General features: G+C 66.4%; 21 protein-coding genes. 6 read left to right on the plus strand and 15 right to left on the minus strand.

The window, feature by feature from the left end:
* The first annotated feature begins 216 nt into the window (after positions 1-216).
* From xdhA to guaD, 5 genes are read left to right on the plus strand one after another with little or no spacing between them, the layout of a single operon-like run.
* The gene (gene xdhA / locus C0Z19_RS04090; protein ID WP_102608544.1) at positions 217-1,758 is read left to right on the plus strand and encodes a xanthine dehydrogenase small subunit; all 1,542 of its coding nucleotides are present in this window, start codon (positions 217-219) and stop codon (positions 1,756-1,758) included.
* On the plus strand, positions 1,755-4,208 hold the full coding sequence (xdhB, locus tag C0Z19_RS04095) for a xanthine dehydrogenase molybdopterin binding subunit (RefSeq protein WP_102608545.1): 2,454 nt from the start codon (positions 1,755-1,757) through the stop codon (positions 4,206-4,208). The genes xdhA and xdhB overlap by 4 nt, the downstream gene beginning before the upstream one ends.
* 18 nt (positions 4,209-4,226) lie before the next feature.
* Positions 4,227-5,300 (plus strand): xanthine dehydrogenase accessory protein XdhC, encoded by a 1,074-nt coding sequence (gene xdhC / locus C0Z19_RS04100; RefSeq protein WP_102608546.1) that lies wholly within the window; start codon positions 4,227-4,229, stop codon positions 5,298-5,300.
* Positions 5,281-6,321: an adenosine deaminase gene (locus C0Z19_RS04105; RefSeq protein WP_102608547.1), complete on the plus strand. Its 1,041-nt coding sequence runs from the start codon at positions 5,281-5,283 to the stop codon at positions 6,319-6,321. The genes xdhC and C0Z19_RS04105 overlap by 20 nt, the downstream gene beginning before the upstream one ends.
* A 41-nt stretch (positions 6,322-6,362) precedes the next feature.
* A complete protein-coding gene (gene guaD, locus C0Z19_RS04110) occupies positions 6,363-7,670 on the plus strand; it encodes a guanine deaminase (protein WP_102608822.1) in 1,308 nt (435 codons plus the stop codon).
* 61 nt (positions 7,671-7,731) lie between these two features.
* On the opposite strand, the gene C0Z19_RS04115 is transcribed toward guaD, so the two are convergent.
* Entirely contained in the window at positions 7,732-8,982 is a 1,251-nt protein-coding gene (locus C0Z19_RS04115; protein WP_102608548.1) for an NAD(P)/FAD-dependent oxidoreductase, read from the minus strand.
* A 151-nt stretch (positions 8,983-9,133) separates the two neighbouring features.
* On the opposite strand from C0Z19_RS04115, the gene C0Z19_RS04120 reads away from it, so the two are divergent.
* Positions 9,134-9,865, plus strand: coding sequence for a class I SAM-dependent methyltransferase (locus tag C0Z19_RS04120; RefSeq protein ID WP_233195991.1), 732 nt, complete (start codon positions 9,134-9,136; stop codon positions 9,863-9,865).
* 92 nt (positions 9,866-9,957) lie between these two features.
* On the opposite strand, the gene C0Z19_RS04125 is transcribed toward C0Z19_RS04120, so the two are convergent.
* The 14 genes from C0Z19_RS04125 to C0Z19_RS04190 form a co-directional block, all read right to left on the minus strand.
* On the minus strand, positions 9,958-10,395 hold the full coding sequence (locus tag C0Z19_RS04125) for an excinuclease ABC subunit A (protein WP_102608550.1): 438 nt from the start codon (positions 10,393-10,395) through the stop codon (positions 9,958-9,960).
* A gap of 70 nt (positions 10,396-10,465) precedes the next feature.
* A complete protein-coding gene (locus C0Z19_RS04130) occupies positions 10,466-10,897 on the minus strand; it encodes a hypothetical protein (RefSeq protein WP_102608551.1) in 432 nt (143 codons plus the stop codon).
* 49 nt (positions 10,898-10,946) lie between these two features.
* Positions 10,947-12,185 carry a beta-ketoacyl synthase N-terminal-like domain-containing protein gene (locus C0Z19_RS04135; RefSeq protein ID WP_425330290.1) on the minus strand — a complete coding sequence of 413 codons (1,239 nt, stop codon included), beginning with the start codon at positions 12,183-12,185 and terminating at the stop codon, positions 10,947-10,949.
* 8 nt (positions 12,186-12,193) lie between these two features.
* Positions 12,194-13,420, minus strand: a complete 1,227-nt coding sequence (locus C0Z19_RS04140; RefSeq protein WP_102608553.1) for a beta-ketoacyl-ACP synthase — start codon at positions 13,418-13,420, stop codon at positions 12,194-12,196.
* Positions 13,420-14,151 carry a 3-ketoacyl-ACP reductase FabG2 gene (locus tag C0Z19_RS04145; RefSeq protein WP_102608554.1) on the minus strand — a complete coding sequence of 244 codons (732 nt, stop codon included), beginning with the start codon at positions 14,149-14,151 and terminating at the stop codon, positions 13,420-13,422. The genes C0Z19_RS04140 and C0Z19_RS04145 overlap by 1 nt, the downstream gene beginning before the upstream one ends.
* Positions 14,148-14,672: a hotdog family protein gene (locus C0Z19_RS04150; protein WP_269844788.1), complete on the minus strand. Its 525-nt coding sequence runs from the start codon at positions 14,670-14,672 to the stop codon at positions 14,148-14,150. Before C0Z19_RS04150 ends, C0Z19_RS04145 begins: the two co-directional genes overlap by 4 nt.
* Before the next feature lie 7 nt (positions 14,673-14,679).
* Positions 14,680-15,858, minus strand: a complete 1,179-nt coding sequence (locus tag C0Z19_RS04155; protein ID WP_102608555.1) for a beta-ketoacyl-[acyl-carrier-protein] synthase family protein — start codon at positions 15,856-15,858, stop codon at positions 14,680-14,682.
* Positions 15,855-18,305, minus strand: coding sequence for an MMPL family transporter (locus tag C0Z19_RS04160; RefSeq protein WP_102608556.1), 2,451 nt, complete (start codon positions 18,303-18,305; stop codon positions 15,855-15,857). The genes C0Z19_RS04155 and C0Z19_RS04160 overlap by 4 nt, the downstream gene beginning before the upstream one ends.
* Positions 18,305-19,009, minus strand: a complete 705-nt coding sequence (locus C0Z19_RS04165; RefSeq protein WP_102608557.1) for an outer membrane lipoprotein carrier protein LolA — start codon at positions 19,007-19,009, stop codon at positions 18,305-18,307. The genes C0Z19_RS04160 and C0Z19_RS04165 overlap by 1 nt, the downstream gene beginning before the upstream one ends.
* Entirely contained in the window at positions 18,997-19,428 is a 432-nt protein-coding gene (locus C0Z19_RS04170) for an acyl-CoA thioesterase (protein ID WP_102608558.1), read from the minus strand. Before C0Z19_RS04170 ends, C0Z19_RS04165 begins: the two co-directional genes overlap by 13 nt.
* Positions 19,429-21,042 carry an HAL/PAL/TAL family ammonia-lyase gene (locus C0Z19_RS04175; protein ID WP_102608559.1) on the minus strand — a complete coding sequence of 538 codons (1,614 nt, stop codon included), beginning with the start codon at positions 21,040-21,042 and terminating at the stop codon, positions 19,429-19,431.
* Complete coding sequence (locus tag C0Z19_RS04180; RefSeq protein WP_102608560.1) at positions 21,029-22,747, minus strand: glycosyltransferase family 2 protein; 1,719 nt, start codon at positions 22,745-22,747, stop codon at positions 21,029-21,031. Before C0Z19_RS04180 ends, C0Z19_RS04175 begins: the two co-directional genes overlap by 14 nt.
* Entirely contained in the window at positions 22,744-24,438 is a 1,695-nt protein-coding gene (locus tag C0Z19_RS04185; RefSeq protein WP_102608561.1) for an ApeI family dehydratase, read from the minus strand. The genes C0Z19_RS04180 and C0Z19_RS04185 overlap by 4 nt, the downstream gene beginning before the upstream one ends.
* A complete protein-coding gene (locus C0Z19_RS04190; protein WP_102608562.1) occupies positions 24,435-25,067 on the minus strand; it encodes a COG4648 family protein in 633 nt (210 codons plus the stop codon). The genes C0Z19_RS04185 and C0Z19_RS04190 overlap by 4 nt, the downstream gene beginning before the upstream one ends.
* Between the last annotated feature and the right edge of the window lie 4 nt (positions 25,068-25,071).

Consider the following 25,071-nt stretch of genomic DNA (forward strand, 5'->3'; position numbering starts at 1 on the left):
CGCGCACGTGGATCGCCATCCATGCCTGAAGATAGCACCGTCGCGCGGCGAATCGTACCGACGTCATGACGGCGCGCTGATAGCGTCCATCAGCCGCGAACGATGTCTTCGCCGCGCGACGGTGCTATCTTCAGGCATGGATGGCGATCCACGTGCGCGAGGCCACTGGCCGGCCACCGCGTAACGCGCGCCTCGTCCCCCTTTCAGGATCCGGCTATGACGACGCATCCCATCCGCTTCTACTACCGCGGCGCCATCCGCGAGGTCTCGGGCCTGCCCGTCACGCGCACCGTGCTACAGCACCTGCGCGAGGACCTGCGCTGCACGGGCACGAAGGAAGGTTGCGCGGAAGGCGATTGCGGCGCATGCACGGTCGTCGTCGGAGAACTCGACGCGCAAGGCGAACTGGCCCTGAAGGCCGTCAACGCCTGCATCCGCTTTCTGCCGACGCTCGACGGCTGCGCGCTATTTACGGTCGAGGACCTGCGTGCCGCCGATGGCGCGCTGCATCCCGTCCAGCAAGCGCTCGTCGATTGTCACGGCTCGCAATGCGGCTTCTGCACGCCTGGCTTCGTCATGTCGATGTGGGCGCTCTATGAAAACCAGCCGGCCGGCGCCGGACTGCCGACACGCGACGAAATCGCGACGGCGCTCTCCGGCAATCTCTGCCGCTGCACGGGCTATCGTCCGATCATCGAGGCGGCGCAGCAGATGCTCGACGGCGATCGCCCTGCGCGCGTGAAACTCGATCGCGCGCCAGTCGTGCGGGCACTGCAGCAGATCCGGCGCACAGTCGGGACCACGTTCGCTTATGAAGGGCCCGACGTACGCGGCGACGCGTTCGGCGTCGCGCGCTTTTGGGCGCCCACCTCGCTCGATGCATTCGCCCGATTGCGCGCGGCACATCCCCACGCGCTCGTGCTGGCCGGCAGTACCGATGTCGGCCTGTGGTCCACCAAACAGTTGCGCGATCTCGGCGATTTACTTTACGTCGGGCGCGTTGCCGAACTGACGGCCATTGAGCGCGATGCCGCCACGCTGACGATTGGTGCGGCTGCCACGCTCGAAGACGCCTTCGCGGCGCTTGTCGTGGACTATCCCGAGCTCGCCGAATTGGGTAAGCGGTTCGCCTCGCTACCCGTACGAAACGCCGGGACGCTCGGCGGCAACGTGGCGAACGGTTCGCCGATCGGCGATTCGATGCCGGCGCTGATTGCACTGGGCGCGACGATCGTGCTGCGGCGCGGCCATGAAACGCGCGAAATGCCGCTCGGCGCCTTTTACGTCGGCTATCAAAAGACCGCGCTCGAACCGGGGGAATTTGTGGCCGCCCTGCGCGTCCCGCGTCCCGCACCGACCTTACGGTTTCGCACCTACAAAGTGTCGAAGCGCTACGACCAGGACATTTCGGCCGTCTGCGCGGCGTTCGCCATCGACGTCGTCGATGGGCGGATTGCGCAGGCACGCGTCGCGTTCGGTGGGGTGGCGGCTACGCCCAAGTCCGCCGCTTCGGCTCAATCCGCGCTCGTCGGCAACGCATGGCAGGAAGACACCGCCCAGCGAGCCATGGACGCGCTGGCCGACGACTATCAGCCGTTGACCGACCTGCGCGCATCGAGCACCTATCGGATGAGCGTCGCGCGCAATCTGCTCAAGCGGTTCTGGCTCGAAACGCGCGATGAGGCACCGCTCGCGCTGGCCCAGGTCGACGCCTTCGCGTTCGACGACGCCCACACGCAAGCGCAGGAGCCGTCATGAATCTGCGTACCGATGCACCGATCGGCGTGCCGCCCGAAAGCGCAGCAGAACCGACGCACGCCGCAATCGGGGTGCCGCTGCCGCATGAATCGGCCGAGCTTCACGTGAGCGGCGAAGCCCGCTACACCGACGATTTGCCCGAACTCGCCGGCACGCTCCACGTCGCGCTGGGACTGTCGCGCTTTGCGCACGCCCGCATCGTGTCGGTCGATCTGACTGCGGTGCGCGACGCGCCCGGAGTCGTCGCCGTGCTGACAGCGGCAGACATTCCCGGCGAAAACAACTGCGGCCCCGTGCTGCACGACGATCCCATTCTGGCCGACGAACTCGTGCAGTATCTGGGCCAGCCGATCTTCGCCGTCGTGGCGACGTCCTACGAGCTCGCGCGCCGCGCGGCGGCGCTCGGCAAAAGCGACGATGTCGTGCGATACGAACCGCTCGAACCCGTGCTGAGCATCGCGCAAGCGCGCGCGCGACAGCACTACGTGCTGCAGCCGCAACGCTTGACGCGCGGGTCCCCTGCCGAGCGCATTGCAGCGGCGCCGCATCGCATCGACGGCGAATTCGCCGTCGGCGGCCAGGAGCAGTTCTATCTGGAAGGCCAAGTCGCCTACGCCATTCCGACGGAGCGCGACGGCGTTCATCTGTACAGTTCGACGCAGCATCCGAGCGAAATGCAGACGCTCGTCGCCCATATGCTCGGACGTCCCGTGCATCAGATCGTCTGCGAATGCCGGCGCATGGGTGGCGGCTTCGGCGGTAAGGAGTCGCAATCGGCCGTGTTCGCCTGCATTGCAGCGCTCGCTTGTGCGCGTCTGCAACGCCCCGTCAAGCTGCGCGCCGATCGCGACGACGATTTCCTGATCACGGGCAAACGCCACGACGCGCTTTACCGCTACGAAGCCGGCTATGACGATGACGGCCGCATCCTCGGCCTGCGCGTCGAGATCGCGCTGCGGGCCGGCTATTCGGCCGACCTGTCGGGCGCTGTCGCCACGCGCGCGGTCTGTCACGTCGATAATGCGTATTTCCTCTCGGACGTGGAAATCGTCGCGCTCTGCTGCAAGACGAACACCCAATCGAACACCGCATTTCGCGGCTTCGGCGGACCGCAAGGCGCGCTCGTCACCGAAGTCATCGTCGACAACATCGCGCGCGCACTCGGTCGCGACCCGCTCGACGTACGACTCGCGAACTACTACGGAATCGGCGCGCGCGAGCTCACCCCCTATGGCCAGCGCGTCGAAGACAACGTGCTGGCGCCGCTGACGGCCCGCTTGCTCGAAACGAGCGACTATCGCGCGCGCCGCGAAGCGGTGGCCGCTTTCAACGCGTCGAGCCCCGTGCTCAAGCGCGGCATTGCGTTTTCGCCGGTCAAGTTCGGTATCTCGTTCAACGTCCAATTCCTCAATCAGGCCGGCGCGCTCGTTCACATCTATCGCGACGGCTCGGTGCTCGTCAATCACGGCGGCACGGAGATGGGCCAGGGCGTCAACACGAAGGTCGCGCAGGTCGTCGCCGACGTCTTCGGCTTGCCGTTGTCCCAAGTGCGCGTGACGTCGGCGGATACCTCGAAGGTCGCCAACACATCGGCCACGGCCGCTTCGACGGGCAGCGATCTGAACGGCAAAGCCGCCGAAGCCGCGGCGCTGACGATACGCGAGCGCCTGACCCAGGTGGCCGCCACGACGCTGGGCGGCCAGGCGGAGCAGGTGCGCTTCGAGCACGGCAGCGTCATCGGCGAAGGTGGGCAGATCCCGTTCGCGCAGCTCGTCAATGCGGCCTACCTGGCCCGCGTCCAGCTATGGTCCGACGGCTTCTATGCCACGCCGAAGATCCATTGGGACGCCAATACGATGACGGGTCGTCCCTTCTATTACTTCGCTTATGGCGCGGCGGTGTCGGAGGTCGTCGTCAATACGTTGACGGGCGAATCCAAGCTGTTGCGGGCCGATCTGCTGCACGATGTGGGCCGATCGATCAACCCGGCTATCGACATCGGTCAGATCGAAGGCGGCTTCATTCAGGGCGTGGGCTGGCTGACGACGGAAGCGCTTTGGTGGAACCGCGATGGACGGCTGATGACGCATGCGCCGTCGACCTACAAGATTCCGGCCATCAGCGACACGCCGGCCGTGTTCGATGTCCGGCTTTACCGCAACGAGAACGCCGAGCCGACCGTCTTTCGATCGAAGGCTGTCGGCGAACCGCCATTGTTGCTCGCGTTCTCGGTCTTCCTGGCGCTGCGCGATGCGCTCGCCGGCGTCGCGCCGGACGCGCGACACGCCCCGCCGCTCGAAGCGCCCGCCACGCCGGAAGCCTTGCTCACGGCGCTCACGAAGTTTGTCGCGTCGACCGGCGATGGCACGAACGATGCGGCGCCCTCCAACGAATCACCCGCCGCCGAAGGCTCGCCGTCTTCGACCCTCCCGGGCTTGGGCGCGGCCTGACCGGAGCACGACGAACCGATGCAACCCTGGCTCACCGAATTGCAGCAATTGCTCGCTCACGGCGATGCCGTCGTGCTCGTCACGGTCGCGCACGTCGAAGGTTCCACGCCGCGCGAGGCAGGCGCAAAGATGATCGTCACGCGGGAAAATGCGCGCTACACGATCGGCGGCGGCCATCTGGAATGGCGTGCAATCGAGATCGCCCGCGAAGTCTTGCGCGACGGCATGCGTGTGCCGCACTTGCGACGGCTCGAACGGCTGTCGCTGGGCCCGAGCCTCGGCCAGTGCTGCGGCGGCGCAGTCGTGCTGGCCTTCGAGCGGCTCGATGTAGGCGACCTCGATTGGGTGGCGTCGCTCGCCAAGCGCATGCACGCGGGCCAGGCCACGCAACGCAGCATCTCGTTCGGCCCTGCCCGCGAACCCGTGCGGCTTGCCGATGTCGATGCCGACGGCGGTGCGCAGGCGCCCGATTGCCTGCTTTGGGACGGCGCCGGTTTCGACGGCGGCGATGCGCTGTTGACCGAGACGATCGTCTCGCGCGAATTCCCGGTCGTGCTGTTCGGCACGGGCCATGTCGGCGCCGCGTTCGCACGCGTGCTCTCGACGCTGCCGTGCACGGTGCGCTGGGTCGGCGAGAAAGACGCCCGCTTTCCGCCGCAGCTTTCCACCGCGCTCTGCCCCAATCTGACCACCGATGCGAGCGAGGCGCCGGAAAAAGCCGTCGATGAAGCGCCACCGGGCGCCGCATTCATCGTCATGACGCACGACCATGCGCGCGACCTGGCCCTGGCCGAACGCATCTTGCGGCGAGACGATTTCGTCTTCTTCGGCATGATCGGCTCGCGGGCCAAGCGCAGGCAGTTCGACCAGCGTCTGGCCGCGAGCGGCATCGAGCCGACGCACATCGCGCGCATGGTGTGCCCGATCGGCGTCGAAGGCATCGACGACAAGGCCCCCGAGGTCATCGCGATCGCCGCCGCCGCGCAACTGCTGCAAGCCGTGGAAGCCGCCCGTGGCACGGCGACGGCTTCGCACGATTCACCGTTTTCCACGCCGCAACCGCTGACCGACCATGACACCAACACTCGCTGAAAAAATCGCCGGCGCGCCCAAGGCCGAGCTTCATATCCATATCGAGGGTTCGCTGGAGCCCGAAGTGATCTTCGACCTTGCCAGGCGCAACGGCGTCAAGCTTTCCTATGAATCGATCGACGCGCTGAAAAAGGCATACGAGTTCACCGACCTTCAATCGTTCCTCGATATCTACTACGCCGGCGCCAGCGTCTTGCTGACCGAAGATGATTTCTACACGATGACGAACGCCTACATCGAGCGCGCCCTCGCCGACAACGTCGTCCATGCCGAGATCTTCTTCGATCCGCAAACGCACATGGAACGCGGCGTCGCCATCAGCACGGCCGTGGCCGGCATCGAACGCGCGTTGGCCGAGGGCGAACAGCGCGGGCTCACGAGCAAGCTGATCCTCTGCTTCCTGCGACATCTGTCCGAAGCCGACGCGCTCGCAACCTACGAAGCCGCATTGCCGTTGTTCGACACCTATGCACATCGACTGATCGGCGTCGGTCTCGATTCGTCCGAGCGCGGCCATCCGCCGTCCAAATTCGAGCGTGTGTTCGCGCTCGCGCGCGCACGCGGGTTGAAGCTCGTCGCACATGCCGGTGAAGAAGGCCCGCCCTCGTACATCCACGAAGCGCTCGATCTGCTGAGGGTCGATCGCGTCGATCACGGCGTGCGCAGCATCGAAGATCCGGCGCTCGTCGCGCGCCTTGCCGATTCGCGCGTCGCGCTGACCGTGTGCCCGCTCTCGAACATCAAGCTGCGCGTCTTCGACGATATGAAGCAGCACACGCTCAAGCAGCTGCTCGCACAAGGGGTGGCCGTGACCGTGAACTCCGACGATCCCGCCTACTTCGGCGGCTACGTGAACGCCAATTATTTCGCGACGGCCGACGCGCTCGATCTGAGCGAGCAAGAGGTCTACACGATCATCCGCAACGGCTTCGAAGCGTCGTTCGTGACGCCGGCCGAGCGGCAGGCGCTGATCGACAAGCTCGACGCGTATTGGGGGCGGCCGCCGACGACGCCGCATTGATTTTCCGACGCACATTTCATCGCACTGAGAGACGTAACATCATGAGTCAAACGGATAAGCGCACCGCCTATCGCGCCAAACTACTGACCTTCGTCGGCGATCCGGCCACGACAGCGGGCGGCGCTTGCTTCGAGGAAGACGGGCTGCTGATCGTCGAGGACGGCCGTGTCGTCGCGGCCGGGTCATACAGCGCGCTGCGCGAACGGCTTACGCCCGACACGACGCTCGTCGAGTGGCGCGGCAAGCTGATCGCGCCCGGCTTCATCGATACGCACGTGCATTATCCGCAAACGGAGATGATCGCGTCGCCGGCGGCCGGCCTGCTGCCTTGGCTCGACACATACACCTTTCCGACCGAACGCGGCTTCGCCGATCCCGAGCACGCATCGAACGTGGCTGAATTCTTCCTTGACCAGCTACTGGCCTGCGGCACCACGACGGCGCTGACCTACTGCACGGTCCACAAGAGCTCCGCCGATGCGCTCTTCAAAGCGAGCGAGGCGCGCAATCTGCGCATGGTGGCCGGCAAGGTGCTGATGGACCGCAACTGTCCGGAGTTTCTGCGCGATACGGCGCAGTCGGGCTACGACGACAGCGCGGAACTGATCGATCGCTGGCACAAGCAGGGGCGGCAGCTCTATGCGTTGACGCCGCGCTTCGCCCCGACTTCGACGCCCGCGCAGCTCGAAGCATGCGGCGCGCTCGCGCGCTTGCATCCTGACGTCTTCATCCAAAGCCATGTGTCGGAGAACACCGACGAAGTGAAGTGGGTGGCCGAGCTCTTCCCCGGCCATCGCAGCTATCTTGACGTCTATGAGCATTACGGCCTGCTGCGTCGACGCGCTGTCTACGGGCACTGCATCTATCTCGACGACTACGATCGCGCGCGCATGGCGGAAACCGGCGCAGTGGCGTCACACTGCCCCACGTCGAATCTGTTTCTGGGCAGCGGGTTGTTCGACTTCGACAAGGCGGGACAGGCGAAGATGCCGGTGACGCTCGGAACCGACGTCGGCGGCGGCACCTCGTTCTCGATGTTGCAGACGATGAACGAGGCGCACAAGGTCGCGCGCATGACCGGCCACCATCTGACCGCGGCGCGCATGTTCTGGCTCGCGACGGCCGGTGCGGCGCAAGCGCTGGGGCTCGAAGATACGGTCGGCACGCTGCGCCCGGGCTCGGAAGCCGACTTCATCGTGCTCGATCCCGAAGCGACGCCGCTGCTCGCGCGCCGCACCGGGCTCGCGCAATCGCCCGAGGAGTGGCTGTTCGCATTTGCGATGCTCGGAGACGATCGCGCCGTGCAGGAAACCTATGCGGCCGGCAAGCGCGTGCATCGGCGCGCGTGAGGCCGCCGGCGCACCTTGCATCGCGCCGCCGCCGATATCCCCGCTGCGACGACGCTCGGGGTCAGCCCGGAGCCATCATGCATGTTTCATGCAGCGCGGTGAGGCGTCGCTCGGGATCTGCGACGTAGGGATTGGTCTCGTCCCATGCATAGCCGGCCAAGATCGCGCTGATCATCCGGCGGATCTTCGGCGTCTGATTGGGGTAGAAAACGATGTCCTGCAGCTCGCCCGTATACCACCGTTCCACGAATGCGCGAAACGTGTCGATCCCCTTGCGCAGCGGCCCGTCGTAGTCGGCCGCCCAATCGACGCGCTCGCCGGCCAGTTGCCGAAGCAGCGTATGGGCCGCAAGATGCGCCGACCGCAGCGCAATGGTGACACCGGAAGAGAACACGGGGTCCAGGAATTCTCCCGCGTTGCCGAGCAACGCGAAGCCAGGGCCGTGCAGACGCTCGACATTCGCCGAGTAGCCAGCGATGCGGTTCACCGGCATCAAGAACGGCGCATCGCCTAGCAAGCGCGCGATCGTCGGCTCCTCTCCCATCAACTCGCGCAGCCTCGCCTCTCGCTGCGCTTCCGGCACATCGAGAAACTCGGCAGCGGCCACACAGCCGATCGAGGTGCGCCCGCCCGCGAGCGGAATCATCCAGTACCAGACATCGCGCCGCTCGGGATGCACGGCTACGCAAATCTTGTCGCGGTCCGTGCTGCCGGCGGGCAACGCGTCCCGCACATGCGAGAAAAGTGCCGCCCGCTCAGGCATATGCGAAGGCGTCTCGAGGCCAAGCAGCCGCGGCAGCACGCGGCCGAAGCCGCTCGCATCGAGCACGAACTGCGCTGCAACGCGATAGGTGCGACCGCCCTCGTCCGCCACCTCGAGCACGGGCGCGGCACCTGTCTCCATCGAGCGCACGGTGTGGCCGAAACGCACTTGTGCCCCCTGCTCGGCAGCACGCCGTATCAGCAATTGATCGAACACGGCACGTTCGACCTGGTAGGTCGTGCCCCAGCCGTCCGTATGCTTGTCTCGAAAATCGAACGAGGATGTCTTCTCGCGGTAGGCGAAGAATGCGCCATTCTTGTATTGGAATCCGGCTTCGACGACGGCCTGGAGCATGCCGGCCTCGTCGAGATAGGCCATGCTCTGCGGCAACAAACTCTCGCCGATCGAAAATCGCGGAAAGTGCTGACGCTCCAGCACGAGCACCGACCGGCCCGCCCGCGCGAGCAGCGCGGCCGCGACTGCGCCGGCCGGCCCTGCGCCGATGACAGCCACATCGATTCGCTCGACTTCGCCAGACTGCGTATTCATCGTTGTTTCATCCTTATTGTCGTTGGTCTTTGGTCTTTGGTCGGCTACTTCAACAACGGTCAGGGCAATGCGGCCGACTCGACGCACGCCCGCGCCGCTTCCCATTACAATCCGCGACATCACAACCACAACCATCCGTGGGAAGGCCGACGTGTCATCCAATTCATTGCCTGCATTGCGCCAAAGCTCGACGTTCGTGCCCGAAACGGCGTTCGGCATCTGGTTTTTGCGTACGCGTACGTGGGAACATCACGTGCTGCGCGTGGCCATTACCGACCTGAAGCGACTGATCCACGCGCCCATGCCGCATGCGCCCGTCATCGTCGACGCCGGCTGCGGCCAAGGCATCTCGTTCAAGCTACTGGCTCACGCATTCGAGCCAAGCCGCATCGTCGGCGTCGACTGCCATGCGCCGTCGCTCGCGCTCGCCAAGCAAGCCTCGATGCGCGTGCCCGTCGAGATCGACCTACTGCACGGCGACTGCGCCGCGCTGCCGCTGCCCGACGCTAGCGCCGACATCGTCTTTTGCCACCAGACGTTCCACCATCTCGTCGAGCAAGAGCGCGCGCTCGAATCGTTCCGGCGCGTGCTCAAGCCAGGCGGGCTGCTCCTGTTCGCCGAATCGACGGACGCCTACATCAAATCCTGGGTCATCCGTCTTCTGTTTCGGCATCCGATGCATGTGCAAAAAAGCGCCGACGGCTACCTCGATATGCTGCGCGCCGGCGGCTTTGCGTTCGAAGCCCATCACGTCTCGCTGCCCTACCTTTGGTGGAGCCGGGCCAAAGACTTCGGCTTACTCGAGCGACTCGGCCTCTATCACTCCAAACCGGGCAAGCGTCGCGAGACGCTCGTCAATGTCGCCGCCCGCAAACCGCTGTAGCGGACGACCGGGCTCCGGCACCGGTCGGATGCAGTGGATGCACACGCCCTATCCCAGCAGGCACGGTGCGCCGCCCGGCTCACGCTTCCTCGTTACTTCTTCAGGGTCACGACGTCGCCCTTGAGCGCGACGCCGGCGATCACGGCGCCCGAACCACACGTAAACTCGGTCGCGCTGGCCGTCAGGTTGTTCTTGTAGTTGCTCTGGATGTTGATGACCGCATTGCCGCCTAAAGCCCGCGCCCGCTCTTGCAGGGCGATGACAGCCGAGAGGAACACATGCTGGCACGCGAGCTCGTCACTGCGACCGAAGGCGTTCGTCTTTTTGTTGGTGGCCGCTTCTCTCAGGGTCTTGAGCACCGCGGGATGCGGCTGGCCGGCAAAATACAGCGCGATGTCGGAGCCGACTTTACCGTTGTCCGACTTCAGTGCGTTGTCGATCGAGTAAGTCCCGATGGAATTGCGGGCGAAGGCATGCGTGGCCGCGACCGAAAGAGAAAGTACGGCAGCCAGTTTGAGATAGCGTTTCATCGTGTTCACTTCCTGTTTGTTGTCAGTTGAAGTCCTGCTGTTCGCCGGGCCGACCCCATAGCCCGGACGCTCACTTGGCCTCGAGCGTGACAAGCTCGCCGCGCACCTTCAGCGCAGCCGCACTCCCGCTCGTCGCACAGGTGAACTCGGTGGCCGAGACGCTCTTGGTCGCGTGAAAGCTCGTCTCGATGTTGACCACGGCGTTCGCGCCGTGGTCGATTGCGTCAGCGCGAAGCGAGGCCAGCGCTTCACTCAGCGCCTCGTTGCACGACGTCGTTTTGCCGTCGAGCCTGCGCGCGATGCGTATCGACGCCTTCCCTTCGCCGTGCGACGCGGTAACGGCCGGATGCGCCGCATCGCCGAAGTAGAAGGTCACCTTGCCGTCTGCGGGCTGCGTGTCGAGCACAGGTTTGAGCGGATAGGTCGTCACGCTGGTGTGGGCCGTGGCCGCCTGCGTCGTCGCCGCCAGCGCCGCCAGCGCAATCAGGTGCTTGAGTTTCATCGAGATACTCCCGTCGTTGTGGTCTCATCAAAAAAATCGAAGATGCTCGTCACCGCTTCGTGCCGCCTGCGCAGGCGCCGAACATCAAACTCGCGCAACTGCCGCCGAATCCGAACGAGACGGACATCGCGGCAGCGAGCGAGGCCGCACGCGCCGACCGTACGATCGGCGCGGCATCGAAGCAAGGGTCGAGTGATTCGATGCCCGCGCTGGCCGCAACAAAGCCGTCACGCATCATCAGCAACGTGTAGATCACCTCATGCACGCCCGCCGCGGCGAGCGGATGCCCCGTCAAGGCCTTCGTCGACGAGAGCGGCGGCATCCGCTCGCCGAACACGGCCACTAGCGCGTCGAGCTCCTGCGCATCGCCAAGCGGCGTCGAGGGCGCGTGCGTGTTGACGTAATCGGGCCGCACGCCGGCTTCGTCGAGCGCGGCGCGCAGAGCTCGTGCAATGCCGGCCGCCCCCGGCGCGACCATCGCGTGCGCATCGGTCGCTTGACCAAAACCGGTCAATTCGGCGTAGATCGAGGCGCCGCGCGCGCGTGCGTGCGCAAGCGATTCGAGCACGAGTACCCCAGCCCCCGAGCCGAGCACGAAGCCGTCGCGCCCGACATCGTACGGGCGAGACGCGCGCTGGGGCGCGTCGTTGAACCCACGCGAGAGCACGCCCATGGCATCGAACATCAGCGCCGTGTTCTCGTGCAATTCTTCGCTGCCGCCGGCCAGCACGATCTGCTGGCGTTCTGTCTGAATCAGGTGCATCGCCTGCCCAATCGCGAGCGCGGATGTCGTACAGGCGGACGACGGCGAATAGCAGACGCCTTCCAAGCCGAAGACGTGGGCCACGTTGGCGGACACAGTGCTGCTCATCGCCTGCGGCACGACGAACGGCGGCGTGCGCTCGATGCCGCGCGCAGCGCACAGCGCGAGCGCGGCATCGTAGGCCGATAGTGCGCCGGTCCCCGAGCCGATCACCGCACCGGCCCCAGGCGAATGCAGCGCCGACGGCGCGAGGCGCGCATCGTCGATCGCCATGCGCGCGGCGTGGCACGCAAAACGCGCCGTATCGCCCATGAAGCGCTCGAACTTGCGCGCGAACGGTGGCTCGCCGCTCACCGAGGCCGCACCTGCGACCTGGCTCGCCAACCCTCGCTCGGCCCACGCCTCGATACGCGTGAGCCCCGACCTGCTCGCCCGCAATGCGTCGGCCACCGCATCCAGTGCATTGCCAAGGCAGGAAACGATGCCCATGCCGGTGACGACGACGCGCTGAGCATCGGGGCGCATCGCCGCGCTCATCGAAGCCGCTTGAAGATCAGCGACGTGTTGATGCCGCCGAATGCGAAGTTGTTGCTCATCACATACTCGGCATCGATCACGCGGCCTTCGCTCACGATGTAGTCGAGCGGCGCGCAGGCCGGATCGACGGTCGCCAGATTCAGCGTCGGGGCATACCAGTTGCGCTTCATCATCTCTATCGTCCACCAGGCTTCGATAGCGCCGCACGCGCCGAGCGTATGGCCGATGTAGCTCTTGAGTGAACTGATCGGCATCGCACCGCCGAATACCTCGGCCGTGGCGGCGCTCTCGGCCACGTCGCCGCGATCGGTTGCCGTCCCGTGCGCGTTCACGTACGCGATCGCCTCCGGCGGCAACTGCGCATCCGCAAGCGCCAACCGCATGGCCTGCGCCATGGTGACGGCAGTGGGTTGCGTCATGTGCGCGCCGTCGGAGTTGCAGCCGAAGCCGACGATCTCCGCATGGATGCGCGCACCGCGCGCGCGCGCGTGTTCGTACGCTTCGAGCACGAGCGTGCCCGCCCCTTCGCCGACCACGAGCCCGTCGCGCTGCGCATCGAACGGGCGCGGCGTCAAATGCGGCACTTCGTTGCGCGTGCTCGTCGCGTAAAGTGTGTCGAACACGGCAACGGCGGGTCCCGACAGCTCCTCGGCCCCGCCGGCGAGCATCAATGCCTGCTTGCCGGTCGCGATCGCCTCGTAGGCATAGCCGATCGCCTGACTGCCCGAGGCGCACGCGCACGAAGTGGGAATGATGCGACCTTTCAGATCCCAAAAAAGGCTCACGTTGACGGCCGCCGTATGCGGCATCATCTGCACGTAGCTGTTTGAGGTCACGTCCTGCATCGATCCCGTGTCGAGCATCGTGCCGAACGCACGAATCGGCTGAACCGAGCCCGACGACGAGCCATAGGCGACGCCCATGCGACCGTCGGCGATCGACGGGTCCACGGCCAGCCCGGCATCGATCAGCGCGAGTTCGCTGGCCCGTACCGCGTACATCGAGACGGGTCCCATCGATCTCGTTTTCTTGCGCGGATACTCGCGCGGTACTTCGAAGCTCGGCAGAGGGCACGCGAGGCGCGTGTGCAATGACGAGAAATAGTCCCACTCAGGCATGCTGCGCACAGCGTTGCGTCCGCCGCGCAACGCCGCCTCGATCTCGTCCCAGCGCGTGCCGATGGCCGTCACCCCACCCATTCCGGTTACGACGACGCGCCTCATCAGATCATCCCGCCGTTGACGCCGATCACCTGGCGCGTCACATACGAAGCCGCGTCGGACATCAAGAAGCCCACTGTTGCGGCCACCTCCTCCGGGCGCCCGACGCGGCCCATCGGCACGGTTTGCAGGGCCCGCTCGATATGCTCGAGGCCGGCGAGCATATCGGTGTCGACGAGTCCAGGCGCCACGCAGTTGACTGTGATCCGGCGCGAAGCAAGTTCGACGGCAAGCGCCTTCGTCGCGCCGATCAGTCCCGCCTTGGCCGCACTGTAATTGACTTGGCCGCGATTGCCGATCACGCCGGAGACCGATGCGATCGTGACGATGCGGCCACCCTGCCTGGCGCGCACCATGGGCATGGTCAGCGGGTGAACCACGTTATAAAAGCCGTTCAAGCCCGTTTCGACGACGGCATCCCAGTCCTCGTCCGTCAACGCCGGAAAGGCCGCATCGCGCGTGAGGCCCGCGCACAGCACGATGCCGTAATACGCGCCGTCGCGCTGCACATCGGCGTCGAGCTGTGCGCGGCAAGCCGCCCGGTCGCGAACGTCGAACCGTAACAGGCTCGCCCGGCCGCCCTGAGCTTCGATCGCGTCGACCACGGCCTGTGCTTCGCTTACGCTGCTTCTGCAATGCACGGTGACGGCGAAACCGTCCGCGGCGAGACGAATTGCGATCGCGCGGCCGATGCCGCGGCTTGCGCCCGTAACGAGAACGCGCCGGCTGGTCATGACGTAAAACTCCCTTCGATGAATGCTTCAAAATCGGTTGGCTGGAACACCTTGACGACGGCCTGCGCCAGGCACCGATCGGCGGCGGCGATGAGGCACTCGTAGGCACCGTGGCCCGCTTCGCTCTTGAGCAGCTCCTTCGCCTCGATCCGCAGCTCTGTGCCGCTTGCGAACGCGGGCACGTGCGCCTCGTAGCGGCTTGCGCCAAGCAGGACACCGGGCCGCGCACGGCCGCCAGCCCGCATCGCAATCAAGCCGACGTGCGCAGCGATCGCCTGCGCCATCAACTCGATGCCGATCCAGGCCGGCATGGCGCCGTCCGCATCCGCGTACCAGGCCCGCGGATCGACGCTCGCGAGCGCAGCCAGCGCGTCGTCGCTACACGCGACGATTTGGTCGATGAGGCGCATCGTGCCGCGATGGGGCAGCACGGCGTCCACCGCGGGGAACCCGGCGGCGGGCCGAAGCACCGAAACGGCGGAGTGGGAATCTGTAGGCGGTGTCGTCATCACAAAGGTCATGCGTCTTTCAATGCGCGAGCACGAGGCTCACGTTGCTGCCACCGAAGGCAAACGAGTTGCTCATCGTGGCCTGTCCGGGCAGCAGACGCCGTTCGTCCTCGACGAGATCGAGCGCCGGCAGTCCCGGATCGGCCACGCCGTCCCAAAGGTGACGCGGCAATGTCGCGCCCTCGCGTACCAGCGCGAGCCAGGCGAAGCCGAGCTCGGTCGCACCCGCCGCGCCGAGCGTGTGGCCCGTCAGCGGCTTCGTACCGCTCGCCGCCACGCCGCGCGGAAACACTCGCGACATGAGCCTCGCCTCCATTTCGTCGTTCTTGCGCGTAGCCGTCGCATGCAAATTCACGTAGCCGATCGCTTGTGAAACCATGCCCGCGTCGGCGAGCGCCGCCCGCAATGCCTGCTCGCCGCCGGCGCCGGACGGATCCGGCGCGGAAATGTGATAGGCGTCGCTCGATTCGCCGACGCCGGCCAAGACTGCGGGCCCCGCTTCGCGGCTCATGAGGAATACGGCCGCGCCTTCGCCAATATTGATGCCGGCGCGGTTCAAGCTCATCGGATTCGTACGCTCGAAGCTCGTCGACTCGAGCGCTGCGAAGCCGCGCAGCGTCAGCTCACACAGCGAGTCCACACCGCCGACGACCAGCGCATCGCAGAGCTCGAGCTGCAGCAAACGGCGCGCGGCGGCAAACGCCTTTGCGCTCGAGGTACAAGCTGTCGAGATCGTATACGCGGGCCCTTGCAGGCCGAGCGCCGCGGCCGCGAACGGCGCACTCGTACCGATTTCCATTTGGACGTAATGGAACGGCGCCGGCTCGGTGCGGCCCTCGTCCGGCCTCGCGAACGCGGCCTCGCCCGCGGCGATGCCCGACGTGCTCGTGCCGAGCACGACGCCGACGCGTCCCGCCCCGTAGCGCGCGCACGCGGCTTGCACGGCGGGCTCGATCTGGGCTAGCGCCGCCAACAAGAGCCTGTTATTGCGGCAATCGTAATGGGCGAGGTGCGCAGGCGGCGCGAGTTCGAGCGAGCCTTGCACGCGCCCGACATACGCGCCGTGCTCGCCTCCAAGCGCGACCCGACCCATACCATGTGAGACGCCCGTGGCAAGCGCCGCAGCGATCGCGTCCAAGTCGGCGCCGAGCGCATTGACCATGCCGAGCGCATGTAAATAGACGTGCGGCAGCTTCATCGCCGATCCCTCCCTGTGGGCATACCCATCGGCGCCAGCAGCACCGAAACGGCGATGCCGAGTGCCAGCGTGGAGCCAAAATCCTTCAACACCGGCATCGCGCTCATCGCCAGCAGCCCGAACGACAGCAGGGTCGTGGCCGCCGAGAGCGCGACGCCCGTCCATACCGCACCGAGGTCGGCATTCGCGCGCGCGCAGCCCTCGCGCAAGAACACGGCATAGTTGACGCCGACACCAAGTACCAGCATCAGCGCAAGCCAGTTGAACAGCGTCAGCGGCACCCCGGCATAGCCGAACGCGGCCAGGGCGACGGCGATCGCAAGGATGACCGGCATCGCCACGCGAACGCCCGCGCTCGCCCGGTAGCGTCCGATCAGCAACGCAAGCACGAGCGCGACGGCGCCCGCGAGCCATAGCGTGCTGTCGGCGCGATAAGCACCGAACAAGCGCGACACGCTCGCGGCCTTGTCGACGAAGACGACGCCCGGCAACGCACGCGCCAGCGCCGCGAGTGCCGGCAACTGTTCTGGCGTCGCGCCGAGCGGCATCACGACGGCCGCGTATTCGGGTGGGACGACCTGGCTCCTCTGTGCATCCGTAGGCCTAACGGCACCGAGCCAAAGATGACGATACGGCTGCGACCACGGCGTCGCGAGCCACGCCTCGAGTGTGAGCGGAACCACCGGGACCTGCGTCCACGCATCGACATAGTGCCGCGCCACCGCATCGCGGAATCCAGTACCGACCAGCATCGCGCGCAATGCCTCGGGCGAGCGTAGCGCGCTCGAGGCCAGCAGTGCCCGGTCGGCTGCCTGGCGTCGCGCCGACGGCACAAACCGGGAAACCGACTGCCACCCGGCCAATCGTCGTCCGGCGAGCGGTGCGTCAAGGCGCGAGCCGAGCGCTTCGCAGCGCTCCAGGACCGCTTCGGGCGTCGCGCCTTTGACGACGAAGAAACGCGCGCCGTCGTCTACGCCGATCGCTTCGCGCACTGCACGCTCCTGCGCCACAAGTGAGGGGTCGCGCTGAACGAGCAGATGGATGTCGTCATCGCTCTGCAAGCGCAGCCAGCCCGGCAGCGCCACGACGAGCACGAGCGCCGCCACGAACCAGGCTCGGCGGCCGCCGAGCACCGACTGCCAGCGCATCAGCAAACGTGCGGCGCCTTCGAACAAATAGGTCGGCGTCCGGCGCGGCGCACGCTCGAGCAGCACGGGCAGCAGCGATACGACGGAGGCGAATGCGATCGCGATGCCGACCATCGCAAAGCAGGCGATCTGCTTGAGCGCCGGAAACGGCGCCCAAGCGAGAATCGCGTACCCGAGCAGGCTCGTCGCGAGCGCGACGACGAGCGCAGGCCGCACCTCGCGCAGACCACGCTGCGCGTCCCAGCGATGGCCTTCGCTCAAATAGAGGACGAAGTACTGGATTGAGTAGTCGACGGCCTCGCCGATCAAGCTCGCACCGAACACGAGCGTGAGCAGATGCAATTGGCCGAAGACCGCCATCGTCGCCGCGAGCGCACAACCGATGCCGATCGCCGTCGAGAGGAAGCCGAGCGCAATCAGCCGCGGCGACCGGAAGATCCAGAGCATCAGCAGCGCGATCCCGCATGCGGACCAGATACCGATGCGATGCACGTCGCCTTCCGATGCGCGGCGCGCGGCGTCGGCATAAAACACCGCCCCCGTGCGGACGATCTGCACATCGGGGAACGCGCGCGTCGATGCGCGTTCCGCGCTCGCCGTCGCGCTGCGCACGGCCGTTTGGACGGATGTCTCGTAAGCCGAGCCCCGCAGCGTCGCCGTGACAAGCACGCTCGTCGCTGCGCCGCGATGCGCGACGAGCATCCCATCCTCGACGCTCAGATTCGTCGCCGCCAGCGGCAGCGCACCCAGCCACCGACTCAGCCAGCCGAAGGGGTCGTCGGCGAGCGAGGTCGGAAGCCCGGCGCGAAACGGATCGAACAGCCGCTCGGCCGCCAGGTTCTGCAATGACGCGGAGCCCGTGGTCAGCGCCGCGCGATCGGCCTCTGTCAGAAGGCCAAATCGATAAGGCAGGTAAAAACGGGCCACCTGCGAGACGTCGAACGGCGGCAATTGGGCCAAGACGCTTCCAAACGCACCGCTTGCCGCCAGTGACGACGCGAGTTGCCGGGCCGCCGCCTTCGCGTGCGCCGCGTCGTCGCTCGTGACGAGGTACACCGCCCGCTCGCCCATCGACGATGCGAGCGCATCGAGCGCCTGTTCGGCGGCGGGATCAGCCTCGGTTTTCGGAAGCAGTGCGAGCAGATTCGTTTGCAGCGGCGGCGGCATGAAGGCCCGCGCCCCGAGCGGCGGCTCGGCAAAGCGCCACACGCAATACGCCGTCACGGCACAAGCGAGCGCGAGCCATACGAGCAGCACGCCCCATCGTCGTCTCGCTCGCAATGCCTGGGCAACCTGCATCAGTGCGCACCGAACAAAGCGAGTTCCGCGGGAGACAGCGCATCAATGCCCTCGCTGCCCGAAAACGCGATGCGCGTCGTGTCGCCGTTGGCAGCCGTGATCTCGAGCGTCTGCAAATACATACCGCCTTCCATGCGCAACGCTTTGACCGCCTGCGCAAGCTGCGGCTGATTCGGCGTCAGCAGCACATGCCACCGCGCGGGCGTGCCTGCGGCCGCCACGTCGAACTGAGAATAGAGCGCCGACAAATCGCCACCGAGCATGGCCCGCATCATCTGCGACACTTGCGCGACTCCGCCGCGCGGCGCGGCGCGCGTCGATTGACGGCCACCCGCGTCGACCTTCGTGACACCCGCATCGCCGATCACATACGTGACGCGGTACGGCGTCTCGGTACGCCAAATCACGCCGTGCTCGCGCGCGAACACCAACGTGCCCGTGCTCACAAGCGGAGCCGACAGCGCGGCGAGCGTCTGCGTCTGGCGAAACGTCGTACGCACGCCCGCCTTGACGGCCAATTGCGCGGCGATGCGCGCGACGAGCCTTGCGTCGGCCACATCGGTGCTGTCCGGCTCGGTGCGGCTCGCCGGCCGCACCGGGTCGGCCGCCGATACCGGAGAGGCCGCGGCCGATACGACCGCGCATGCGGCGCCGGCTGCGACCGTCAGATGAACGACGCGGCGCCCAAGTCCTATCGCGGCCATCGCTGCTCCAGCTTGTCGAAGACGATCGGTGGCGAAACGAACTGCAGCTCACGCGTGGTTGCGCAAACGGCGACCTGAATCGTGTAGCCCTTGGTCAATCGCTCGCCGCTGGCCACATCCACGATCTCGTAGCCGATCTTCAAACGGTTCTCGAACTCGAGCAGCTCGGTGCGTACATCCAGCGCCTGACCGTAGGCCGCCGGCCGCACGTACTTCAGGTGCGCTTCGACGATCGGCCAGAGGTAGCCTGACGCCTGCATCGCCGGGTAGTCGTAGTCGAACGCGCGCAGCAACGCGGCGCGGCCGATCTCGAAGTACTTCAGGTAGTGGCCGTGCCAGCAGACGTTCATGGCATCGACGTCATGAAACGGCACTTCGACCTGTGCGCAGGCCGTCAGCGGTTGTCGTGCTTTGTCCATCTATCGCCCTGCCTCGCTCGTCGCACCGGCAGGGCCGCACGGGGCCACGAGCGCGCCCTCTGCGATGCACTGCGTCAGCGCGCGCAGGTCTCGTTCAAGCGGACGATCCTCGTCGACGAAACGCGAGCGTGCCGCAACGGCTTCGACGAACTCGGCGAGGGGCGCCGTGAGCGAGGCCCCCGGCGTCACCGACAATCGCAGCCGCGCCGCCTGCACGGCCGCAAGCGTGTGCGCCGCCGCGACCTGCTCCGTCAACTCGAGCACGCGCAGGCAGTCGCGGGCCGCGATGGTACCCATGCTGACCTTGTCCTGGTTGTGCGCTTCGGTCGAGCGCGAAAACACACTGGCCGGCATCGTCAGCTTCAGCGCTTCGGCCGTCCAGGCCGACGCCGCGATCTGCACCGCCTTGAATCCGTGGCTGATCGGCGCGCGCTCCGCGCTGGCGCCCGAGAGGTTGCGCGGCAAGCCGTTGTTGAACTTGTCGTCGACGATAAGCGCGAACTGCCGATCCATCAAATCGGCCAGGTTGGCCACGGCTGTCTTGAGCGAGTCCATCGCGAAGGCAATATGGCCGCCGTAAAAGTTGCCGCCATGCAAAACGCGCTCGCCGTCCGCATCGATCAGCGGATTGTCGTTTGCACTGTTGAGTTCGTTCTCGATGTCGCGGCGCACCCAGGAGAGTGCGTCTTGCGCGACGCCGATCACGTGCGGCGCGCAGCGGATCGAATAGCGATCCTGCAAACGCTGCCCCGCCGTATCCCCGCGACCGGCAAGATCGTCGCGAATCCAAGCCGCCGCCTGCGCCTGTCCCGCGTGTGGCTTCACTTCGAAAATCAACGCATCGAAGTGCGCCGCGCGCCCGTCGAGCGCCACGGTCGATAGCGCGGTCAGGCGCGCAGCCAATCTCGTCAGTTGGGCTGCTCGAACGAACGCGAGGCAAGCGAGGCCTGTCATCACCGCGGTGCCGTTCATCAACGCAAGGCCCTCTTTGGGCGCCAGCTGCAACGCAGTGCGGCCGAGTTCGGCCCACACGCCGGCGGCCGGCCGCACGCGGGCCCCGAACAGCACATCGCGCTCACCCACGAGCGCCGCCGCGACATACGACAGCGGCGTCAGATCGCCGCTCGCACCAACCGATCCTTCCGCCGGAATACGTGGCAATACATCGAAATTGATGAGATCGGCCAGCCTTTCGAGCAAGACGACGCGCACGCCCGAGTACCCGTAGGCGAGCGAATTCAAGCGGGCGGCGATGACCGCGCGCGTCTCGGCCGGCTCGAGCAGACGGCCCATGCCGCAACCGTGATAACGCGTCAATTGCAACGGCAGCGCCTCGACGAGTTCGGGCGGGACAGTCACCACGCATGCGTCGCCATAGCCCGTATTGACGCCATACACGGTCGCTCCCGCGGCCAGGCGCTCGCGCAAGAACGCCGCGCCCCGCTCAATATGCGCACGCCACGCCGCATCGCCATTCAGGGCAACGCCGGCACGCCCGGAGGCGATCGCGGCGACTTCCTCAATCGTCAGCCGGCGCCCACCCATTTGAATCGTGGTGGCCCCTGCGGCGGTTTCGGGCGCGCTGCGACGCGCGTTCAGATCATCTTCGGCCATTACCCTCTCCACGCTGGCACGCCCAGAAATCGAAGAAATTGAACCATTGGAACGGCGCCTTTCGACAGTAGTGCTCGAGCCGCTCTGCGTAGCGACGTGCGTAGGCGGACAAATGCGCCACCCGCTCACGCCGCGGCAGTTGGATACGCTCGGCGAACGGCTCGAAGTAGAGCCGATGACGACCGTGCTCTTTCAAGCAGAAAAACAAATAGACGGGGCAGCCGAGCGCATGCGCGAGCACATACGGCCCTTGCGCAAATGGCGCCACGCCACCCAGAAAAGGCGCTTCGATCACCCGCCCCGCTTCGTGCGCCGGCACACGGTCGCCGACAATGACGAGCAATTCGCCCGCATCGATGCGCTGCTGCATCAGCATCGCGGTCTCGGGACCGAAATCGGCGACCTCGACCAGCCGGCTCGCGAAATCGCTGTGTGCGCCTGCCAGCACACTGTTGAAGCGTCGCGCATGGTCCGTGTAGACAACGGCCGTCACTTTGGCATGCGCCCCGCGGACCGCCAACGCGCGCGTCATCTCGAGATTGCCCAGATGCGCGCCGATGACGAGTGCGCCTCTCCCGCTCGCGACGAGCGCTTCGAACGCGGACGGATCGTCGAATGCGACCTGCTCGTGCGCGACGCGCCCGGTCCAAGCGCCGAGCTTGTCGAGGCCGGCCTCGGCAAACGCCAGCATGTGCCGGTAAGCCGAACGCCAGCCCGGCTGCGGCGTCGTCTGTGCAGGCGACACGTCGCGCAACCGTGTGAAATAGCGGAGCGATTCAAGCCGAGCGGTACGCCCCGTCAGCAAAAAATACGCGACGATGGGATGCAGCCAGAGCCGCGTCGCCCGCATGCCGAACAGTCTGCAACTCAGCGCAAGCAACCGCATACCCGTGCGACTGCCGCGCTCCGCGATGCGCCACCAGCGCCCGTGAGCGCCCGGGGTCGACGCCGGCGCGGCGCGACGCGGCATCACCTTGCGCGCAAGCAACACCGGCAAGCGCGCGAGCATCCCCGCGACGAGGCGCGTATGGCTCTTGCTGATGCGCAGATTGTCACGGACCACGTCGAAATGGGAAAGACCGCCCGCCGCGTAGGTGACGCGCGTCGGAATCGTCACAAAGGCCAGTGCTCGCCACGACAGGCGCACAAGGATTTCGATATCGAAATCCATGCGGGTCGGCAATGCCACGGAGTCGATCAGCGCGCAAGCCGCGTCCAGCGGATAGAGACGAAAGCCGCACATCGAATCGGGAATCGCGGTCGACAGCGTTTCGATCCAGACCCAGACATGCGTCAAATAGCGGCCGTAGAGCCGGGCTTTCGGCGCGCTCTCGTCGTAGACCGGCCGTCCGAGCACGACCGCGTCGGGTCTCGCGCGGGCCGCATCGAGAAAGCGCGGCACGTCAGCCGCATCGTGCTGGCCATCCGCATCGATTTGCAGCGCGTGAGTGAAACCCGCGGCGCGCGCGGCCCTGAGCCCCGCCATCACGGCAGCGCCCTTGCCGCCGTTGACGGCCAACCGCAACAGCGTTAGCCGCGGCGACCAGCGCGCGTCCAACTCGGCGAGAACCGCTTGCGTGGTCTCATCGCTCCCGTCGTCGACAACGAAAATCGGCAGACCGAAGGGCATCAGGCGCGCGAGCGTAGCGCCGATTTCGTCCTTGTGGTTGTAGATCGGGATAACGATTGCCACCTGCATGCTCATGCAGCCCCCCGATAGGCGAGCACGCCTGATGCGCAGTCACGTTCCCCGAGACGGTAGGTGAAACGCATGCGCCGGCGCGCGCTGTCGTGGGCCAGCGTCAGATGCAAGATTGCACCCGGGGGCACCGGCGCCAGGAATTTGAGCCGCTCCACCGCGAGGATCGAACGCACGTCGGGCCAGCGCTCGGCGCCGAGCTGTATGGCCCAGTCGACCTGGACGACGCCGGGCAAAATCGGCAAGCCTGGAAAGTGCCCGGCGAAATGGACGAGTGTCGCCGGCACGCGCAATTCGTAGTGCAACACGTCCTCATGCTCAAACTGCGCGAGCACGTCCATCCCCTGCTCTCGCGGCGCGAATGCAGCGGCGACCGCCGCGACCGGCAGCTTGCCGCGCACATCGAGCGGCAACGCTGCGCAAAAGCGCCAACGGCGCGGCAGCACGACCGCCTCGATGTAATCGCTCAAATGCGCGCGCAGCGCCTTGGCCAGCGCGACGCGCCCATCGGCGAGCAGCGTCGCGCAGCCTTCGCGCGTGAGCGCGACGAGCACGCCGATCCGCTCACGCGTCACGCCCGGCAGCACGACCGCGGCGGCCTGCGCCACGCAAGGGTGGCGGGCGCAGTGCGCCTCGATCTCGGGCAGCGACACGCGCTTGCCATCGAGCTTCACGACGCGATCGAGCCGCCCTTTGAGCCGGAAACGCCCGTCCTCATCAAACGCGACAGCGTCGTCGGTCCGATGCCACCCATCGTGCCCGAGATGAGGCGAGCGCACCAGCAGCGCACCATCCGCGTCGCACGTGAGTTCAACGCCGGGCACGCTCTGCCAGGCATCCGAGTGGTTCCGCTGGCGCCAGGCGATGCCGCCCGTCTCCGTGCTGCCATAAATCTCCACGGGCGCGCGTCCGAAGCAACGCGTGTAGGCATGGGCGGCCTCCTCGCCGAGCGGGCCGCCCGACGAGAAGAACACGCACGGCACCGGGGCGAGCGTATCGAAGCCCGGCAACTCGGCCCAGAGGCCCAACTGCGACGGACTCGATACCACCGCCGCGTGGCCCACTTCTGCAAGCCTCGCCTGGAGTTGCAGCGGCTCGGCGCAAGTCGCCCGATCAAACGGGCGCCCTGCAGCCAGCGGCCAGAGCACGAGAAACAGCAACCCGTAAATGTGCCGATGCGGCACGCTGGCGAGCAGCGTCGCAGCGCCGAGCATCGCTCCCCACTGAGTCTCGAGCGTCCGCACTTCGGCGTCGAACTGGGCAAGCGTCTTGCGCACCGCCTTCGGCACCCCGCTGCTACCCGACGTATAGAGTGTGAGCGGCGCGTTGGCATCGATGCCGCCTGCGAGTACGCCCTTTATCGAGCGCGTCTCGACTTCGAGCATCTGCGCCGCCGTCAGAAGGACGTCGTAGCATTCGCCCAGCATCGCCAGATGCGCGGGGGTCGACGTCGACGGAATGATCGGCTCCTTGCCGCACGCGAGGACAGCAAATAGCGCGCAGGCAAACTCGAATGGATCATCGAGGCAAACCGCAACACGTCGCCCCGCTTGCCGCTCGAGCCAGCCGGCATAGGCCGCCATACGCGCCTTGAAACCGCCGAAGTCCAGTACCGTCGTGCGATCGACGCAGACCGGCATCGAATTTTCACGCGACGTCCATGGCAGCTCGCGCAGCGAAACGAACCCCGAGGTCATCGCGCCTTCCCCCTTGCAGAAAACGCATGACGCCAGACGATTTCGGCCACGATCAGCGCGCCGATCAATAGATAGGCGACGACACCGTTATAAAAGGCCCATTGGGCGCGCGAGCCCCATAGCGCAATAGCCATGGACACCGTGCCATTGAGCGCGAAGAAGACGCACCAAAGCTGCGTGACGCGGCGCGTGTAGCGCACGGCACGCGCATCGAGATCGGGGGCGCGCAGACGCGCGAACTTCTCGATCATCGACGGTCCGCCGCCGCAAAGCGTCGCGCCGAATGCGACGAGCATCCCGCCGTTGACGAGGATCGGGTAAGCGCGCAGCAACGTCTCGCTGCCGGTCAGTGCAATGCCCGCCGACCAGCTGCTCAAGCCGAGCGCCAGCGCCCATTCGAGCCGCGTGAGTCGTGCGAGCAGCGTGCCGATGCTCCCCGCGCCGAGCCAGCGCTGCAGCCACAGTAGCACCAGCAAGGCGAGCCCGATAAAACGCGGCGAACCGACTCGCAAGGAAGCGAGGATCACAAGCGGGTATGCGACCTTGAGCGCCGCGCTCGCAATCGCGCGGGCGCGCCGGCCGGCCGCTCCGTGCGCCGATGAAGCTACGCGCGTCGACGCTGCCTGCATCGAG

Origin of the sequence: Trinickia soli, from assembly GCF_002879855.1 — a bacterium.
Lineage (GTDB): Bacteria > Pseudomonadota > Gammaproteobacteria > Burkholderiales > Burkholderiaceae > Trinickia > Trinickia soli.

Bases quoted from the DNA above. Each gene is read 5' to 3' on its own strand.
- C0Z19_RS04125 (WP_102608550.1), bottom strand. From the start codon at position 10,395: ATGAAACGCTATCTCAAACTGGCTGCCGTACTTTCTCTTTCGGTCGCG.
- C0Z19_RS04185 (WP_102608561.1), bottom strand. From the start codon at position 24,438: ATGACCTCGGGGTTCGTTTCGCTGCGCGAGCTGCCATGGACGTCGCGT.
- C0Z19_RS04170 (WP_102608558.1), bottom strand. From the start codon at position 19,428: ATGGACAAAGCACGACAACCGCTGACGGCCTGCGCACAGGTCGAAGTG.
- xdhB (WP_102608545.1), top strand. From the start codon at position 1,755: ATGAATCTGCGTACCGATGCACCGATCGGCGTGCCGCCCGAAAGCGCA.
- C0Z19_RS04135 (WP_425330290.1), bottom strand. From the start codon at position 12,185: ATGCGCCCCGATGCTCAGCGCGTCGTCGTCACCGGCATGGGCATCGTT.
- C0Z19_RS04115 (WP_102608548.1), bottom strand. From the start codon at position 8,982: ATGAATACGCAGTCTGGCGAAGTCGAGCGAATCGATGTGGCTGTCATC.
- C0Z19_RS04175 (WP_102608559.1), bottom strand. From the start codon at position 21,042: ATGGCCGAAGATGATCTGAACGCGCGTCGCAGCGCGCCCGAAACCGCC.
- guaD (WP_102608822.1), top strand. From the start codon at position 6,363: ATGAGTCAAACGGATAAGCGCACCGCCTATCGCGCCAAACTACTGACC.
- C0Z19_RS04165 (WP_102608557.1), bottom strand. From the start codon at position 19,009: ATGGCCGCGATAGGACTTGGGCGCCGCGTCGTTCATCTGACGGTCGCA.
- C0Z19_RS04105 (WP_102608547.1), top strand. From the start codon at position 5,281: ATGACACCAACACTCGCTGAAAAAATCGCCGGCGCGCCCAAGGCCGAG.
- xdhC (WP_102608546.1), top strand. From the start codon at position 4,227: ATGCAACCCTGGCTCACCGAATTGCAGCAATTGCTCGCTCACGGCGAT.
- C0Z19_RS04130 (WP_102608551.1), bottom strand. From the start codon at position 10,897: ATGAAACTCAAGCACCTGATTGCGCTGGCGGCGCTGGCGGCGACGACG.
- C0Z19_RS04190 (WP_102608562.1), bottom strand. From the start codon at position 25,067: ATGCAGGCAGCGTCGACGCGCGTAGCTTCATCGGCGCACGGAGCGGCC.
- C0Z19_RS04140 (WP_102608553.1), bottom strand. From the start codon at position 13,420: ATGAGGCGCGTCGTCGTAACCGGAATGGGTGGGGTGACGGCCATCGGC.
- xdhA (WP_102608544.1), top strand. From the start codon at position 217: ATGACGACGCATCCCATCCGCTTCTACTACCGCGGCGCCATCCGCGAG.
- C0Z19_RS04155 (WP_102608555.1), bottom strand. From the start codon at position 15,858: ATGAAGCTGCCGCACGTCTATTTACATGCGCTCGGCATGGTCAATGCG.
- C0Z19_RS04160 (WP_102608556.1), bottom strand. From the start codon at position 18,305: ATGCAGGTTGCCCAGGCATTGCGAGCGAGACGACGATGGGGCGTGCTG.
- C0Z19_RS04150 (WP_269844788.1), bottom strand. From the start codon at position 14,672: ATGACCTTTGTGATGACGACACCGCCTACAGATTCCCACTCCGCCGTT.
- C0Z19_RS04145 (WP_102608554.1), bottom strand. From the start codon at position 14,151: ATGACCAGCCGGCGCGTTCTCGTTACGGGCGCAAGCCGCGGCATCGGC.
- C0Z19_RS04180 (WP_102608560.1), bottom strand. From the start codon at position 22,747: ATGAGCATGCAGGTGGCAATCGTTATCCCGATCTACAACCACAAGGAC.